This window comes from Methylosinus sp. Sm6 (assembly GCF_019802345.1).
In the GTDB taxonomy this organism is placed as follows: Bacteria; Pseudomonadota; Alphaproteobacteria; order Rhizobiales; family Beijerinckiaceae; genus Methylosinus.
This window is the reverse complement of the sequence record NZ_JAINDZ010000017.1, coordinates 31,536-47,207: the sequence shown is the minus strand read 5'-3', so window position 1 is coordinate 47,207 and position 15,672 is coordinate 31,536. Positions and strand designations below refer to the sequence as shown.

Here is a 15,672-nt window from a genome sequence, read left to right as displayed (position 1 = left end):
GCCTCGCAGCGGACGTGGGCCGTCACTGCGAAGGTCTCGACCCGTCCGTCGAACGGATCTCGGCCGCACCGGTGCACCCCGCCCGACGCTCTCGCGCGTGACCACGACTGATGGCAGGTCTCCTGGCTCGCGGGTCCTCGCCGTTCAGACCGCCTTCCCGGAACTTTTGCTCCAGTGGCTTTCGGTCTTCGGCTATCCGCTCACAGTTGCGGGGGCAGCCGCGGAATCGCGCCGCCGTCGACGCTCACCGCATTCCCATTCAATCCCACATGGGAACCATCGAGGAGGAGTCATAGGCGAGACCGCGCGAGAGTCAAGCTCGCGCCGCCGGGCCGCAGGGCGATCGGGTGAAGGATAAAATCCCCAACCCTCGTTCCTGAGGAGCCGCCGCAGGCGGCGTCTCGAAGGACGGCCTCGGGGCGCAATCAAAGATGTCTCCCCGTTGCCGCCCTTCGAGACGCCCGCTTCGCGGGCTCCTCAGGACGAGGGTGATGGGGCTATAGTCCTTCACCCGATTGCCTGGCCGGGCCGGCCTGTTTGCGCTCGCGCCAGCGCGAGGCTCGCAGTCCATCTGGACCGCAGGCCTTCAGGCTCGCCCTTTCTGGCGCAAGACACTATCGCAGCCGGCACCGCGCTCGTCTCCGTCATTGGACCTTCTGCTGGAGCGTTCCGGACGATGCCGAATGTCCGGCGTCGCCCCCATAGCTCGCCTTCATCGCATGCGAGCCGGCGGCGAGCGCGGGCGTCGTGAACGCCGCGCTCGCGCGCACGAGGCCGGCGAAGCTCAGCGTCGAAGCGGGGCGCGTGCGAATCGTCGGCGCGACGCCGCCGATGCCGAGCCGCCCGTCCGAATCGCTGCCCCAGCACAGCGACGCGCCGCCGACAGTCAGCGCGCAACTGTGCCGATTGCCCGCCGACAGCGCTGCGACGCCGCTCGCCAGCCCCGCCACGGCGACGGGCGTCGATCGGTTGATCGTCGTCGTGTCGCCGAGCTGGCCATAGCGATTTTCGCCCCAGCATTCGACGCCGCCCGCCGCGGTCAGCGCGCAGGCGTGATTGCTTCCGACGTCGATCGCGACGATCGTGCTGGTCAGCCCGAGCACATCGACCGGCGTCCATCGCGTGATCCGGGTGCCGTCGCCCAGTTGTCCGGCGCCGTTGTAGCCCCAGCATTTCACGCCGCCGGTCTTCATCAGCGCGCAGCTGTGCGTATAGCCGAGCGACACGGCCGAGGCCGCGCCGCCCAGCCCGAGGACGCTCGCCGGCTTCATCCGGTTGGTCGTCGCGCCGTCGCCGATCTGCCCGTAGATATTGTCGCCCCAGCATTTGAGCGCGCCCGCGCGCGTCAGCGCGCATGTGTGGCGGTCGCCGGCCGCGATCGCAATGACGCCGGCCGTCAGTCCGACGACGTTCACCGGCGTCGCGCGGGTGCTCGTCGTGCCGTCGCCGAGCTGTCCGGAGCCGTTATAGCCCCAGCATTTCACGCCGCCCGTGGCGGTCAGCGCGCAGCTGTGATTGCCGCCGGCGGCGATGGCGACCACTCCGTTCGCGAGGCCGACCACGCCGGCAGGCGCGAGCTTGCGCTGAGACACCGTGCCGTCGCCGACCTCGCCATCGGAGTTCTCGCCCCAGCATTTGACGCCGCCGGCGCGTGTCAGCGCGCAAGTGTGCCCGTCGCCGGCCGCCACCGCGACCACGCCGGACGTCAGCCCCGGAACGTCGACGGGCGTCTTGCGATCGGTCGCCGTGCCGTCGCCGATGGAGGCGTTGAGGTTATCGCCCCAGCATTTGAGTCCCCCCGTCTGACTGAGCGCGCAGGTGTGGCCGCCGCCGGCGCTATAGGCCGCCTGGCCGGCGCCGAGGACGGCCAGACGGGCCGATCCCATGTGGACGGAACCGTCGGCAAAGGAGACCGACCCGGTCGGCGCGCCGCCGCCCAGGCCGTCGACCTCCGCTCTCAGCGTCACCCGCGCGCCGGGCGCGGAGGGATTGGCCAGCGATAGAAGCCGCATCGCGGCGTTTTGCGCCGAGGCGAAGGAAGTCGAGGCGGCGATGACGCCGGCGACGAGACAAAGAAGAGCTCCACGAATCACAAAAACCCCCCTCGATTGAAAAGATACGCTCGATAGAGCGAGATCTTGGCCGGAATTGGTCCCGAGGACAATGGGACGAGCCTGCGCCGCGATGACCCAGGACATCGCTTCGGGCCGCCCTTTGTCCGCATGCGCCGAAAAAGGCGCCGTCCCCGGCGCGGACGGAGGCGCGCGCCGGGGACCCAAAGCCGATACGCGGTACTTTGTCGGCCCTGGTCTCCCGCCCCGAACGCAAGACGCCGGGCGGGAATTCTTCGCTTTGCGAGCGGCGTGCTTCGGCCGATTTGAGCGAGCCACGCTCACTCTCGAGAGACTTAGAATTCGTCGACGCGAGCCGCCAATCTCTAGCGCGTGTGGCGCATCAACAGCTTCAGCGCGATCGGATTGGTCAGCGCGTAGCGCCGCAGCAGCCGGCGCGGCTCCTGCGCCAACCGAAACGCCCATTCCAGCCCGGCCTGCTGCATCCACAGCGGCGCCCGCTTCCTGGCGCCGGCCATGAAGTCGAACAGACCGCCAGATGTCTTGATCATTTTGACGTTGCGAAGGCGATCGCGCCAAAGGCGCACGAATTCCTGCTCGCGCGGCACGCCGAGAGCGAGCCAGAGAATGTCCGGAGCGAGCGCGTCGATCTCGTCGATCTTGCGCTCGAGCGCCGCGCCGGTGAGAAATCCATGGCAGCGGCCGCGAATGTCGAGCCGCGGAAAACGTCGCTTCGTCGCCAGGAAGGTCCCGCGATTGGAGTCCTCGCTCGCGCCGAGCAGGTAGAAGCTGACACCCTCCCCCTCGGCCGCGGCGGCGACGAGCGGATAGAGGTCCGTCGTCGCGACGCGCTCCGGCAGCGCCTTCCGCGCGAGCAGCCGCGAGGCGACGACCAGCGGCTGGCCGTCGGCGTTGACGAGATCGGCGCTGTCGATGAGCGCGGCGAAATCGGGATCGGCGTCGCGCCGCGCCAGCACCTCGCCATTGACCGAAGTCAGGAACAGCGGAGCCCCCTCGGGCGTCGGCGCTCGCGCCGTCTCTATCATCAGCCGGGCGGTTTCGTCGAGCCCGAGCCGCGCGACGCGCGCGCCGCCGACGACGACAGTCTCCACCGCCCCGAAAGCATGTCCTCCACCTCTCGACGCCATTCACCCAAACCTTTGCTACGCCTGCATGTCCTGTTCCGGAACGCGCGATCGCGACGTGCAGGATCGGCAGAAAGAAACGCGCCAGAGGCGGCCGCGCCGCCGGGCCGCGGCGCAAGCTGCGGAGAACCGGGAGAAAATGGGGAGATCGGCGGAGCGTCCCGACGCGCCCGCGCCGAAGCGTCGCCGTGCGGATACGAGACCGTTCAGCCCGCGCCGGGCCGGCCCGGCAGAGGATCGCTGTCGAGCCGCGCGAACAGCAGATGATCGCGCCATTGCCCGTTGATGTTGAGATAAGCGCGGGCAAAGCCCTCCTGCTTGAAGCCGTTGCGCTCGAGCAGGCGGATGGAGGGCTCGTTGGCCGGCAGGCAGGCGGCCTCGATGCGGTGCAGGCGCTGGCGGGTGAAGGCGTAATCGAGCGCCACGCGCACCGCGCGGGACATATAGCCCTTGCCGGCAAAAGGCTGGCCCATCCAATAGCCGAGCGTCGCCGCCTGCGAGACGCCGCGCCGCACATGGCCGAGCGTCAGGCCGCCGACCAGTTCATCGTCCGCCGCGCGGAACACGAAGAAGGAATAGGCCTCGTCGCGCGCCATCTCATCGGCGTGGCGGCGCACGCGATAGCGAAAACTCGCGCGGGTCAGATCATCGGCCGGCCAGGTCGGCTCCCAGGGCGTGAGAAAGGCGCGGCTCCGCTCGCGCAGCGCGGCCCAGGCGGCGTAATCGCGCATGTCCGACATGCGCAGATAGACGCCGTCGCCGCGGAGCGGCAGGTCGCGGTAATTGGGGACGAGGCCGAACAGCGCCATGGCCGCGCCTTCACGCCGCCCGCGCGGCGCGGGCGCGCTCGCGGATGAAGGCGGCGACCTTCGCCACGTCATTGTCGACGATGGAGAAGCGCTCGCGCGCCGTGAGAATGGGCTCGAGATGCTCGGGCAGCGGCGGCCGGCGGCCGATCGCGGCCTCGATCGCATCCGGGAATTTGGCCGGATGCGCGGTCGCCAGCGCGATGACCGGCGTCGCGGGGTCCTCGGCGAGCCGGCGGCGCGCGGCGCGCACGCCCGTCGCCCCGTGCGGATCGAGCACATAGCCGGTCTCGCGGAAGGTGCGGGCGATCTCGGCCGTCGTCTCCTCGTCATTGCTGGAGCAGGCGTCGAACTCCGCGCGAATGGCGGCGAGCGTCGCGGGCGCGAGCGAGAAGCGCCTCGATTGGTCGAGCGAGCCCATCGCCGCGCGGATCTGCGCCGGATCGCGGCCGAGCATGTCGAACAGCAGGCGCTCGAAATTGGACGAGATTTGTATGTCCATCGAGGGCGACAGCGTCGGCGTGACGCCGCGCAGCTCATAAGCGCCGCTCATGAGCGTGCGCGCGAGAATATCATTGGCGTTGGTGGCGATGAGCAGGCGCTCGACCGGCAGCCCCATGCGCTTGGCGACGAAGCCGGCGAGAATATCGCCGAAATTGCCGGTCGGCACGGCAAAGCTCGCCGCGCGGAACGGCGCGCCGAGCGCGACGGCGCTGGTGAGATAATAGACCGTCTGCGCGACGACGCGCGCCCAATTGATGGAGTTGACCCCGGCGAGACCGAGCTCGCCGCGAAAACGCGCATCGCGGAACAGCGCCTTCAAGATCGCCTGCGCGTGGTCGAACGAGCCCCGGAGCGCGACCGTGTGGATGTTCTCGTCGGCGACCGTGGTCATCTGCCGACGCTGCACATTCGAGACTCGCTCATGCGGATAGAGGATGAACACGTCGACGCGGTCGAGCCCGCGGAAGGCCTCGATCGCCGCCGCGCCCGTGTCGCCCGAGGTGGCGCCGACGATGGTCGCGCGCAGGCCTCGCCGCGCCAGAGCCTCGTTCATCATGCGCCCGAGCAGCTGCATCGCCACATCCTTGAAGGCGAGCGTCGGCCCGTGGAACAGCTCCAGCACGAACAGATTGTCGCCGATCTGGGCGAGCGGCGCGACCGCGGCGTGACGGAAGCTCGAATAGGCGCTTTGCGTGAGTTCCGCGAGCGCGGGGCCGGCGAAGGCCTCGCCGACAAAAGGCGCGAGGATTCGCGCGCTCGCCCGAGCATAGGGAAGGCCGGCGAGGCCGGCGATCTCCTCCCGCGCGAGGCGCGGATAGGAAACAGGCGTGTAGAGACCTCCGTCGGCGGCGAGGCCGGCGAGGAGGATGTCTTCGAAAGCGAGCTCGGGAGCTTCGCCGCGGGTCGAGATGTAGCGCACGACTCTTCTTCTAGCCGTCGAATGGCGTCGCGAAAAGCCCCGGCGAAAGCGCGCGCCGGGTCTGCTATGCGACCGCGCGGCCGAGCGTCCGGCAGAGCCCGAGCCAGTTTCGACGTAGGCCGATCACGGCGCATGCGCCGCGACGGCCCCGGTCGTAGCAGCGCGGATGCTCCGCAGAGCGACTATACGCCTTGGAGTGGCGTCGTTCTGGCGCAGCTGGCGGTTCCCAGCTTGGCGTCGCGCGCCACCGCCCGCGTCCGGCCTCCGTCGATCGTCGTCCCGAGCACGAGACAGATATCATAGGAAATCGTCTTGTTCGCGGGGAAGCCGTCGAATGGGTGCGAGGCGCGGCCGTCATAAGTGCTCGTCAAGCTGGTCCCGAGATAGGGCGACGAGCCCCAGGCCATCTTCTCCGATGTCGTCGTTCCGTTGCGATTGTCATAGGGCAGCTCGTATTGAGACGCTTGGTAGGGCCATTCATAATCGCAGGGAATGAGCTGGCTCTGAAAGGAACAGCCGTTGCCGTTGAAATAGGTGGAGGACGTCTGGCCGCGGCCGTCGGCGTAGCCGTCGTTGAGCCGGCTCCCGCCCAAGCTCACCAGGCCCATCTCGAAACCCTTGGCTCTGAGCGACAAATAGCGATTGGAGCTGTTGACGCTGTTCCATGTCCATTTGGAGTTTCGCGTCAGAGGCGTCGTCGTCGAGGCGAAGTGATAGGAGTCGCCCCAGCGGACCTGCTCGATCGCATTGGCGCCTCCGTCGAAGTCGAGCTTTCCGTAGGGGCCGCGCACGTCGAAGCTGACGCGGTCCGGGCCCGGCAGATTGCTCAGGCTCACCTGCGTCCGGATGCGCGGATAATCGGCGCCGTCCTGGAAATACCAATAGATGCGGACAGGCAGGCTGTATTTCGCGAACAGCGCGGGCGATGTGCCGAGCCGCGGCTTGTCGTCGCCCGTCTCGGGATCGATCCCATTCGCCGCGATCGTGCCATAGCGGGGATAGGCGAGGCTGAAACGGATGAATCTCAGCTGGCTGCCCGGGGTGAATTTGTCGGCGGTGACCGCGAAGCCTCGCCCGAGCGGCGAATCGTCGATGTGGAATATCTTCTGCGCGATCGTGCCGCGCTTGCCGTCGCTGAACAGACGTTCGCGCTCATGCGAGACGAAATAGCCGAAACCTTCGCCGGCGGAGCCGGATTTCACGATCTTCGTCTTCCACGCGCCGCCGTCCAAATATTGATAGGTCGCTCGCACGGCGTAGCCGCCATGGCCCGAATTGCCCGCCCCTTCCTTCTTGAGGGACACGGAGCGCGGCCGCCCTTTCGAATCCGTCCAGGAATAATGGTAGACCTGGACGCCATCGATCGCTTTCTCGGTCAGGCTGACCGCCAGAGCCGGCCCGACCGCAGGGCCGAGGTAGATCGCCGCGCAGGCGACGAAGCTCAGGGCTCGAATGCTCTTCATATGCCTCTCCTCGAATCTGATGAGTTCAAAACCGCCTCGAGCGCGCGAGGCGCAGCCGGTCGAAACGTTCCGTCGAGAACGAGGCGCCGATCCGGAACCGCGCCGCCAGCGGATTGCACGGGCGTGAGAGCCTCGAGACAGCATCGAAACGCCCGCTTTTTCCAAGCGGAGTCCATGCTGTGGAGTCGACAAAGTCATGTCAACGCAATTGGTTTGGCCCCATCACCCTCGTCCTGAGGAGCCCGCGAAGCGGGCGTCTCGAAGGACGGCAATGGGGAGAAGCCTTTGATTTCGCCCTGCGGCCGTCCTTCGAGACGCCGCCTGCGGCGGCTCCTCAGGACGAGGGTCAGGGATTTTTATCCTTCACCCGACTGCCCTGTTGTTTTTCTCGGCGACGCTGGTCACGAGCGCGCGTGACGGCTCCGCGCATAGAAGACGAAGCCGCCGAAAATCGCCGCGGCCAGGGAGAACCAGGTCACTGCATAGGACAAATGATTGTTCACGAGCTCGACATTGGCGCCATAGGCGCGCGGCAAATCAGGCGCGTGCGGCGCGGAGTCCCCAGCGTCGAGCTCCAGGGTGAATGGCGCGGCGTCCTCGAGCTTCAGAGCGGCGGCGATCGCCGGCGCGTCGCTCGTATAGAATAGGCCGGCGTTCGGATCGTCCGCCGGCGTGAACAGATTTCGCGCCTGAGGGCTTCTCAGCACGCCGACGATCGTCGTTTTCCCCGTCGGCTCGTGGCGGCGCGCCTCGGTCTCGCGCAGGGAGATCGGCAGAAAGCCGCGGTCGACGAGCACGACCCCGCCCTCCTCCAGCGCGAAGGGCGTCAGAATGCGATAGCCGGGCTCGACGCCCGCGCCCTGCGGCGGCGGCGCGAAGATCAGCGCCTCGCGCGCGAGGTCGAAACGGCCCGTCGCGCGCGCATGGAGAAAATCATAGTCCTCGGGCCGCATCGACCGCCACTCCGAGCGCGGCGGCAAATCCACGGGCGCGGCATGGGCGCGCGTCTCCACCTTGGCGATCAGCGCCTCCTTCCAGGCGAGCCGGCGCAGCTGCCAGACGCCGAGCGTGCAGGACAGCGCCACCATCAGCGCGGTGAAAACCGCCGGCCCCAGCAGCGCGCGCGCCTCAGCCCTCATCGGCGCGCCGGCCCTCCTCCGCCTTATTGGCGTATTGCAGCGTGATCAGCAGGCCCTTGGTCGGCCGCAGCAGGCCCGCGCAGACGATGATGGTCAAAGGCAGGAAGATCAACAAATGCACCCAATAGGGCGGCGAATAGGCGACCTCGACATAGAGCGCCGCGCCGACCACGATGAATCCGGCGAGGGTCATGACGAAGACCGCCGGCCCATCGCCCGCATCGGCGAAAGTAAGATCGAGCCCGCAGACGTCGCATGTCGGCGCGAGGTTCAGAAAGCCATTGAACAAATGGCCCTTGCCGCAGCGCGGGCAGCGGCCGAGCAGGCCGGTCAGATAGGGGGACGGGAGACGTTCGGGTTCGGCGGACATGGGTTTCCTTTCCGTCGCTCGCAGGGGCGACGCCGAAAATGAAAGAAGCGCCGGCGTGTCGCCGGCGCTCCAAAAACGCTGGAATCGGCGAGCCGGCCTATTCCATCGCCCCGCCCCAATTGCCCCAGACGTAGATGGAGGCGAACAGGAACAGCCAGACGACGTCGACGAAATGCCAATACCATGCGGCGAATTCGAATCCGAGATGCTGCTCGGGCTTGAACTGGCCGGCATAGGTGCGCGCCAGGCAGACGATCAGGAAGATCGTGCCGACGATCACGTGGAAACCGTGGAAGCCGGTCGCCATGAAGAAGGTCGCGCCATAGATCGAGCCTTTGAAGGCGAAGGGCGCGTGGGCGTATTCGTAAGCCTGCACGCAGGTGAAGGTGAGGCCGAGCAGGATGGTGGCGATCAGCCCCTTCTTCACTATGTCGCGGTCATTGTGCAGCAAGGCGTGATGCGCCCAGGTCAGCGTCGCGCCGGAGCTGAGCAGCAGGACTGTGTTGAGCAGCGGCAGATGCCAGGGGTTCAGCACCTCGATGCCATGGGGCGGCCACACGCCATGGAACAGCTCGGCGCGCGTGAACTGCGTGGGATCGGCCGGGAAGATCGAGGAGTTGAAGAAGGCCCAGAACCAGGCGACGAAGAACATCACTTCCGAGAGGATGAACAGGATCACCCCATAACGGTGATGCAGCTGCACGACCGGCGTATGATGGCCTTCGTGCTCGGCCTCGCGGATGATGTCGCCCCACCAGGACCACATGGTGAAGAGCACGCCGGCGAAACCGGCGGAAAACAGCGCCGGCGCGCCGTAGGACAGGCCGAAGATCGGCAGGCCCTTCATCCAGTGAATGGCGCCGATGGCGGTGACGAGAGCGGCGAGGGAGCCGACGAGCGGCCAGGGGCTCGGATCGACGAGATGGTAATCGTGCTGGGGTTTCGCGTGTCCGTCCGCCATGTTCAGTTCCTCAAGACAGTGCGCCGGCCTCTGCCGGCTCTCGTTGACTAGGCTCCTTCGAGCGACCGTCGCGCCCCGCCGCCGGCGCGCCCATCGCTTATTGCTCTCACCGACATCCTGCTTCGTTCAGGACCTCGGCTTCGTCCCTTCGGCGCTCGCCGCCTTGGGCGCCCCCTTGCCGGGGAAGAATGTGTAGGAGAGCGTGACCTCCTCGACGCGGCTCATCGTCTCGTCGGATTCGAGCGCCGGATCGAGGAAGAACACCACCGGCCATTCCGCCGTCTCGTGCGGACCGAGCTTCTGCTCGGAAAAGCAGAAGCAGGCCAGCTTGTTGAAATAGGCGCCCGCCTGGTCGGGGCTGACATTATAGGCGGCGACGCCGATGGTTTCGCGGTCGGAGAGATTGACGACCTTGTAATAGACCGTCGTCGTCTCGCCGGTGCGCGCGACGACCCGGCTCGTCTCCGGCTCGAAGCGCCAGGGCAGATCGCGCGCCACATTGGCGTCGAAACGCACTCCGAGTCGCCGCTCGCCGGGCTTTGCCGGCGCCGCCTTGGCGACCTGCGTCGTTCCGCCGAACCCGGTCGCGGCGCAGAAGGCGCGATAGAGCGGGACCGAGGCGAAGCTGAGCGCCAGCATGGCGACGGAGCCGAGCACGAGCGCGCCGGCCGACCGGCCGAGGCGCGAGCGCCCGGCCCCCTGCTCGTCGCGGCGCGGGGCATTCTCCTTCATCTCACTGGCTCCTCGGCACGACGTTGCCGCCGAGCTTCACGATGGTGACGAAATAGAACAGCGCCACGAACAGTGCGACGGCGACGCCGATGGCGATGTTGCGCGCCCGCCGGCTCTTCTCCTGCTCCGGAGTGAGGACGTATCCCTCCGGCTCTGTCGGCCTCTCGTTTCGGCGTCGCTCCATGATGGCTTCGTCCTCTCGTGTCGATTGCGTTCAGGCGAACCAGGGCGACAGATGAACCAGCCGCTCGATCACCAGGGCCATGAACAGCAGGAACAGATAGACGATGGAAAAAAAGAACAGGCGCATCGCCGCGCGCCGCGCCGCCTCGCCGCTGCGCAGGCGGAACACCTGAACCGCGCCGAGGATGAGGGCCGCGCCGAGCAGGATCGAGGCGACGCCGTAGATCGGCGAGGCGAAGCCGAGGAGATAGGGCGCAACGCCGATCGGCGCGAGAGCCAGCGAATAGGCCAGAATCTCCAGCCGTGTGCGGTCCTCGCCGGCGACATTGGGCAGCATGGGCACGCCCGCGCGGCCATATTCGTCGCGCTTGACCAGGGCCAGCGCCCAGAAGTGCGGCGGCGTCCAGATGAAGATGATGGAGAAGAGCACGATGCTGGAGAGATCGACCGAGCCCGTCGCCGCGGCGAAGCCGACGACCGGCGGCAGCGCCCCGGCCGCGCCGCCGATGACGATGTTCATCGGCGTCGAGCGCTTCAGCCACATTGTGTAGACGACGACGTAGAAGAAGATGGTGAAGGCGAGCAGCGCCGCAGCCAGCCAATTGGCGACGAGGCCGAGCGTGAAGACGGCCATCACGGCGAGCACGAGGCCGAAGGCCAGCGCCTCCTCGCGCGCGAGCCGCCCGGCGGGGATGGGACGCAGCCGCGTGCGCGTCATCAGCGCGTCGATATCGGCGTCGAACCACATGTTGAGCGCGCCGGAGGCGCCCGCCCCGACGGCGATGGCGAGCAGCGACGCAAAGGCGAGGACGGGATGCGGCGGGGTCGGCGCCAGCAGCAGGCCGGCCAGCGCCGTGAACACGACCAGCGACATCACCCGCGGCTTCAACAGGGCGAGATAATCTCCCGGCGCTGCTGTGGGGACGCGCGGCGCGCTGTCGTCGAGGATGAAGGAAGCATCGCTCATGATCGCTCCAACCCTACCCGCCTCTCGAAGGCGATATGGCCGCCGGACCGGGGCGCCGCTCCCCGGATCCGGCGGCGCCGATCATTGATGTCCGGAGCCGGAGATGCGGGGAAGCACCTCGAACTGATGGAACGGCGGCGGCGAGGACAGGGTCCACTCCAGCGTCGTCGCGCCCACGCCCCACGGATTGGCCCCGGCGGCGCGCTTGCGCCAGAAGGCCTCGGCCACTGTGTAGAAGAACAGCAGCACGCTGACCGCAGCGATCGACGCGCCGACCGACGACCAGTAGTTCCACAGCGCGAACGCGTCCGGATAGTCGATATAGCGGCGCGGCATGCCGGCGAGGCCGAGGAAGTGCTGCGGGAAGAACACCAGATTGATGCCGACGAACAGCAGGACGAAATGGGCCTTGGCCAGTGTCTCGCTGTACATGTAGCCGGTCATCTTCGGGAACCAGTAGTAGAAGGCCGCGAAGATGCCGAACACCGCGCCGAGCGACATCGTGTAGTGGAAGTGCGCGACGACATAATAGGTTTCGTGCAGCTGGCGGTCGATGCTGGCGTTGGCGAGCACCACGCCGGTGACGCCGCCGAGCGTGAACACGAAGATGAAGCCGATCGCCCAGATCATCGGCGCGCGGAACGAGATCGAGCCGCCCCACATGGTCGCGATCCAGGAGAACACCTTGATGCCGGTCGGCACCGCGATGACCATGGTGGCGAAGACGAAATAGCGCTGCGCGTTGAGCGACAGGCCGACCGTATACATGTGGTGCGCCCACACGATGCAGCCGAGGAAGCCGATCGAGACCATGGCGTAGGCCATGCCGAGATAGCCGAACACGGGCTTCTTGGAGAAGGTGGAGACGATGTGGCTGATGATGCCGAAGGCCGGCAGGATCAGAACATAGACTTCCGGATGGCCGAAGAACCAGAACAAATGCTGGAACAGGATCGGATCGCCGCCGCCCGACGGGTCATAGAAGGTGGTGCCGAAGTTGCGGTCGGTCAGCAGCATGGTGATGGCGCCGGCGAGCACCGGCAGGGTCAGCACCAGCAGGAAGGCGGTCACCAGCATGCCCCAGGCGAACAGCGGCATTTTGTGCAGCGTCATGCCCGGCGCGCGCATGTTGAAGATGGTGGTGATGAAGTTGATCGAGCCGAGGATCGACGAGGCGCCGGCGAGATGCAGCGACAGGATCACATAATCCATCGCCGGCCCCGGATGGCCGGTGTTGGACGACAAGGGCGGATAGAACACCCAGCCGCCGCCGAAGCCGAGGCTGCCCGGAGCGCCCTCGGCGAAGGCCGACAGCACCAGCAGCACCAGAGCGGCGGCGAGCAGCCAGAAGGAGATGTTGTTGAGGCGCGGGAAGGCCATGTCCGGCGCGCCGATCATGATCGGCACGAACCAATTGGCGAAGCCGCCCATCAGCGCCGGCATGACGAAGAAGAAGATCATCAGCACGCCATGGGCGGTGATGAACACATTGTAGAGGTTCTTGCCGGCGTCGATAGAGGTCGGGTCGGTGCCCTGCAGCAGCGCCGCGAGGCCCGGGAAGACCTGAATGCCGGGATGCGCGAGCTCGGCGCGGATCGCCATGGACATCAGGAAGCCGATGAGGCCGCCGACGACCGCGAGGATCAGATAGAGCGTGCCGATGTCCTTGTGATTGGTCGAGAAGAGGTAACGTCGCAGTCCTGTCGGATGCCCGTGGTGAGCCCCCGCCTCGGCGGTCGAGATCGCGTCCATGGTTTTCGTCCTCGAATGCTTGGCTTATTTGTTTTGCGATGCCGGATCAGCGCTGCTCGACGTCGGCGGCGAGCTTCACACGACCGTCGTCGAGCTTTGCGAACTTCTTCTTCGCCTCGACCAGCCATTCCGCATATTTCTCCTTGGAGACGACGCGGATGGCGGTGGGCATGAACGCATGATCCTTGCCGCAGATCTTCGAGCACTGGCCGTAGAAGACGCCTTCCTTCTCGGCCTTGAACCATGTCTCGTTGAGCCGGCCGGGCACCGCGTCGATGCGGATGGTGAAAGCCGGGATGGTGTAGGAATGGATGACGTCGGAGGCGACCACCTGCAGCTTGATCACCTCGCCGACCGGGACCACCGCCTCATTGTCGACCGAGAGGAGACGAATGTCGCCCTCCTTCAGCTCGGCGTCGGTCTTCATGAACTGGTCGAAGGAGAAACCGCCGCCCTGATCCTCCGGATAGGCGAAGGACCAGTACCATTGGTTGCCGGTGACTTTGATCGTCACCGCCGCCTCGGGAATTTCGACCTGATGGGCGAGCAGCCGGAAGGAGGGCACGGCGATGAAGACGAGGATCAGGACCGGAACGAGGGTCCACGCGATCTCGAGCCCGGTATGATGCGTCAGCTTGGAGGGAACCGGATTGGCGTTTTCGCTGAAGCGCCAGCAGACATAGGCGAGGAGGCCGAGAACGAAGAGGCCGATGAAGCTGATGACCGGAAGAAGAATGACATTGTAGAAGAACTGCGTCTCGGCGCCGACGTCGGTGACCGTGGCCGGCAGCCCCAGCCCTCCCGGCGTCGGCCTGCCTTCGACCTGGGCGAAGGCCAGTCCCGCGAACAGCAGGACGGGGAGAATGGCGCCTGCCGTTGCGGCCGCGCGGCGGAAAAAATATCGTCTGCCGATGAGCATGAACTTCGCCTCTCGGACCTTCGGAACAAGGTCGTTATGATTCTGATGTCCGGGTTATTTCGCGCCGGGCGGCCCGCCGCAAGCCGCGCACGACGCATGTTCCGACGCGGGTTCAATCACAAACGGCGCTCCTACGCAATCGCTGCGGCGCCACAGCCCGATTGACAAATAGTCGCGCCTTCCCATGACCGGCGGCACAGCGGCGGCGGCGGCGTGCAGCTTGACAGACACTGGCCATTTGCTACCCAGCGAATAGGATCGCGCGGCGTTGCGCAACGCCCCGATTCGGCCGGGATTCGATCTTATGGCCCAGTGGATTCCGCATTGAATGACACACATCGAGCGTCACGGAGCGAAAATGAGGCCAAGCGCCCCCGATCGCCGATTGGGCTGGTTGCGACATCTAGTCGCGGGCGTCGTCTTGGCGGGCGCCGCACAAGCAGCCTGCCCACCCGCCGCCGCGCAAGGCGCGCTCAAATCGCGATTCGGCGATTGGGAGATTCGCTGCGAGACTCCGCCCGGCGCCGCGAGCGAGCAATGCGCCCTCATTCAGAGCGTCGCCGCCGAGGACAAGGCCAACATCAATCTGGTCGTGATCGTCCTGAAGACCAGCGACGGCAAGAGCCGCCTGCTGCGCGTCATCGCGCCGCTCAACGTGCTGCTCATCAAGGGACTCGGCCTCACCATCGACAAGACGCGCATCGGCGACACCGGCTTCCTGCGCTGCCTGCCCTCTGGCTGCGTGGCCGAGGTGGTGATGGACGACGCGCTGATCGAGCAGCTGAAGAGCGGCAAGACCGCGACCTTCGTGATCTATCTGACGCCGGACGAAGGCGTCGGCCTGCCGCTGTCGCTCGCCGGCTTCAAGGAGGGCTTCGCCAAGCTCCCGTGACGGCGCGGGCGCTCGGGCGGCAATGAGGACGAGAAGGAAGACAGTTGCATGGACGCAAAGCGCATCTCGGCGTCGCTCGCAGCCCTCGGCGCAGGCCTCGCGTTCTCCCTGGGGGCGGCGCGCGGCCTCGATCTGCCCGACCCGTTCGGCCTGTTCGGCGACAAGAAGGCCGAGCAGGCGCCGGGCGCGCCCCCCGCCCCCCCGGCGAGCGGATCGCTCGGCGTCGACTGTCCCGAGATCCTCGTCGATTCGGGAGCCGCCTCGCTGCGCTCGCCTCCGGGCGCGGACAATGCCGCCGTGCGCTATCAGCTCTCGCTCGGCGACATGGCGCGCGAATGCGCGATGCAGGGCGACCGCATCGCGATAAAGGTCGGCGTCGAAGGCGCCGCCGTGCTCGGCCCGGCCGGCTCGCCCGGCGCCTATTCCGGCGCGCTGCGCATCTCCGTGCGGCGGCAGAAGGACGAATCCATCGCCGATTCGAAGACCTATCGCGTCTCCGCGACAATCCCCTCCGGCGCGACGCGCGGCGCGTTCCGCGTGATCGCCGATCCGCTGCTCGTCCCCTATGTCGGCCCCCAGGCAGCCGACGAATACGAGATTCTCGTCGGCTTCGAGGGCGGCGTGGCGGAGACGGGCGCGGCCGAGCGCCGACGCCACGGCCGCCGCGGCGCGGCGCGATAACGTCCCGTGCGGCCGCGCACGACACGGCTTCGAATCCAGGTTAACAAATTCCGTGCAACCGCGTCATGCCCGCGCTTGTCGCGGGCATCCACGCCGTGACATCGCGACGTGCGGGAAAAAGAGGCGGTGATGTTCGGCTCATGTTCCGGCTTTGCGGGCCGTCACGG

15 protein-coding genes and 1 riboswitch are annotated in these 15,672 nt (G+C 66.9%); of the genes, 2 read left to right on the top strand and 13 right to left on the bottom strand.

Annotated elements, in window-relative coordinates; all coding sequences use genetic code 11:
* Positions 1–94 precede the first annotated feature (94 nt).
* A riboswitch (cobalamin riboswitch) is annotated at positions 95–296 on the bottom strand.
* A 348-nt stretch (positions 297–644) separates the two neighbouring features.
* From K3F48_RS12880 to coxB, 13 genes are all read right to left on the bottom strand, one after another.
* The gene (locus K3F48_RS12880; RefSeq protein WP_370631417.1) at positions 645–2,093 is read right to left on the bottom strand and encodes a chromosome condensation regulator RCC1; all 1,449 of its coding nucleotides are present in this window, start codon (positions 2,091–2,093) and stop codon (positions 645–647) included.
* 344 nt (positions 2,094–2,437) lie between these two features.
* A complete protein-coding gene (locus K3F48_RS12875; RefSeq protein ID WP_222575845.1) occupies positions 2,438–3,220 on the bottom strand; it encodes a WecB/TagA/CpsF family glycosyltransferase in 783 nt (260 codons plus the stop codon).
* 203 nt (positions 3,221–3,423) lie between these two features.
* Positions 3,424–4,026 (bottom strand): GNAT family N-acetyltransferase, encoded by a 603-nt coding sequence (locus tag K3F48_RS12870; RefSeq protein WP_222575844.1) that lies wholly within the window; start codon positions 4,024–4,026, stop codon positions 3,424–3,426.
* A gap of 10 nt (positions 4,027–4,036) precedes the next feature.
* Positions 4,037–5,446 (bottom strand): threonine synthase, encoded by a 1,410-nt coding sequence (gene thrC, locus K3F48_RS12865; RefSeq protein WP_222575843.1) that lies wholly within the window; start codon positions 5,444–5,446, stop codon positions 4,037–4,039.
* 182 nt (positions 5,447–5,628) lie between these two features.
* Entirely contained in the window at positions 5,629–6,909 is a 1,281-nt protein-coding gene (locus K3F48_RS12860; RefSeq protein WP_255608959.1) for a hypothetical protein, read from the bottom strand.
* Between the two features lie 401 nt (positions 6,910–7,310).
* The gene (locus K3F48_RS12855) at positions 7,311–8,048 is read right to left on the bottom strand and encodes an SURF1 family protein (RefSeq protein WP_222575842.1); all 738 of its coding nucleotides are present in this window, start codon (positions 8,046–8,048) and stop codon (positions 7,311–7,313) included.
* Positions 8,038–8,418 carry a DUF983 domain-containing protein gene (locus tag K3F48_RS12850; protein ID WP_222575841.1) on the bottom strand — a complete coding sequence of 127 codons (381 nt, stop codon included), beginning with the start codon at positions 8,416–8,418 and terminating at the stop codon, positions 8,038–8,040. Before K3F48_RS12850 ends, K3F48_RS12855 begins: the two co-directional genes overlap by 11 nt.
* Positions 8,419–8,515: 97 nt before the next feature.
* Positions 8,516–9,379 (bottom strand): cytochrome c oxidase subunit 3, encoded by an 864-nt coding sequence (locus K3F48_RS12845; protein WP_222575840.1) that lies wholly within the window; start codon positions 9,377–9,379, stop codon positions 8,516–8,518.
* A gap of 126 nt (positions 9,380–9,505) precedes the next feature.
* Positions 9,506–10,111: a cytochrome c oxidase assembly protein gene (locus K3F48_RS12840; protein ID WP_222575839.1), complete on the bottom strand. Its 606-nt coding sequence runs from the start codon at positions 10,109–10,111 to the stop codon at positions 9,506–9,508.
* A 1-nt stretch (position 10,112) separates the two neighbouring features.
* On the bottom strand, positions 10,113–10,295 hold the full coding sequence (locus tag K3F48_RS12835) for a hypothetical protein (RefSeq protein WP_222575838.1): 183 nt from the start codon (positions 10,293–10,295) through the stop codon (positions 10,113–10,115).
* A gap of 30 nt (positions 10,296–10,325) precedes the next feature.
* On the bottom strand, positions 10,326–11,261 hold the full coding sequence (locus K3F48_RS12830; RefSeq protein ID WP_222575837.1) for a heme o synthase: 936 nt from the start codon (positions 11,259–11,261) through the stop codon (positions 10,326–10,328).
* An 81-nt stretch (positions 11,262–11,342) separates the two neighbouring features.
* The gene (gene ctaD / locus K3F48_RS12825; protein ID WP_222575836.1) at positions 11,343–13,013 is read right to left on the bottom strand and encodes a cytochrome c oxidase subunit I; all 1,671 of its coding nucleotides are present in this window, start codon (positions 13,011–13,013) and stop codon (positions 11,343–11,345) included.
* A 46-nt stretch (positions 13,014–13,059) separates the two neighbouring features.
* The gene (coxB, locus tag K3F48_RS12820; protein ID WP_222575835.1) at positions 13,060–13,932 is read right to left on the bottom strand and encodes a cytochrome c oxidase subunit II; all 873 of its coding nucleotides are present in this window, start codon (positions 13,930–13,932) and stop codon (positions 13,060–13,062) included.
* Between the two features lie 358 nt (positions 13,933–14,290).
* Between coxB and K3F48_RS12815 the strand changes: the two genes are divergently transcribed.
* Together K3F48_RS12815 and K3F48_RS12810 are read left to right on the top strand one after the other, a co-directional pair.
* Positions 14,291–14,824: an invasion associated locus B family protein gene (locus K3F48_RS12815; RefSeq protein WP_222575834.1), complete on the top strand. Its 534-nt coding sequence runs from the start codon at positions 14,291–14,293 to the stop codon at positions 14,822–14,824.
* A gap of 48 nt (positions 14,825–14,872) precedes the next feature.
* Positions 14,873–15,505: a hypothetical protein gene (locus K3F48_RS12810; RefSeq protein WP_222575833.1), complete on the top strand. Its 633-nt coding sequence runs from the start codon at positions 14,873–14,875 to the stop codon at positions 15,503–15,505.
* Positions 15,506–15,672 lie beyond the last annotated feature (167 nt).

Bases quoted from the DNA above. Each gene is read 5' to 3' on its own strand.
- K3F48_RS12815 (WP_222575834.1), top strand. From the start codon at position 14,291: ATGAGGCCAAGCGCCCCCGATCGCCGATTGGGCTGGTTGCGACATCTA.
- K3F48_RS12875 (WP_222575845.1), bottom strand. From the start codon at position 3,220: ATGGCGTCGAGAGGTGGAGGACATGCTTTCGGGGCGGTGGAGACTGTC.
- K3F48_RS12810 (WP_222575833.1), top strand. From the start codon at position 14,873: ATGGACGCAAAGCGCATCTCGGCGTCGCTCGCAGCCCTCGGCGCAGGC.
- ctaD (WP_222575836.1), bottom strand. From the start codon at position 13,013: ATGGACGCGATCTCGACCGCCGAGGCGGGGGCTCACCACGGGCATCCG.
- K3F48_RS12845 (WP_222575840.1), bottom strand. From the start codon at position 9,379: ATGGCGGACGGACACGCGAAACCCCAGCACGATTACCATCTCGTCGAT.
- K3F48_RS12855 (WP_222575842.1), bottom strand. From the start codon at position 8,048: ATGAGGGCTGAGGCGCGCGCGCTGCTGGGGCCGGCGGTTTTCACCGCG.
- K3F48_RS12840 (WP_222575839.1), bottom strand. From the start codon at position 10,111: ATGAAGGAGAATGCCCCGCGCCGCGACGAGCAGGGGGCCGGGCGCTCG.
- K3F48_RS12870 (WP_222575844.1), bottom strand. From the start codon at position 4,026: ATGGCGCTGTTCGGCCTCGTCCCCAATTACCGCGACCTGCCGCTCCGC.
- K3F48_RS12830 (WP_222575837.1), bottom strand. From the start codon at position 11,261: ATGAGCGATGCTTCCTTCATCCTCGACGACAGCGCGCCGCGCGTCCCC.
- K3F48_RS12850 (WP_222575841.1), bottom strand. From the start codon at position 8,418: ATGTCCGCCGAACCCGAACGTCTCCCGTCCCCCTATCTGACCGGCCTG.
- coxB (WP_222575835.1), bottom strand. From the start codon at position 13,932: ATGCTCATCGGCAGACGATATTTTTTCCGCCGCGCGGCCGCAACGGCA.
- K3F48_RS12835 (WP_222575838.1), bottom strand. From the start codon at position 10,295: ATGGAGCGACGCCGAAACGAGAGGCCGACAGAGCCGGAGGGATACGTC.
- K3F48_RS12860 (WP_255608959.1), bottom strand. From the start codon at position 6,909: ATGAAGAGCATTCGAGCCCTGAGCTTCGTCGCCTGCGCGGCGATCTAC.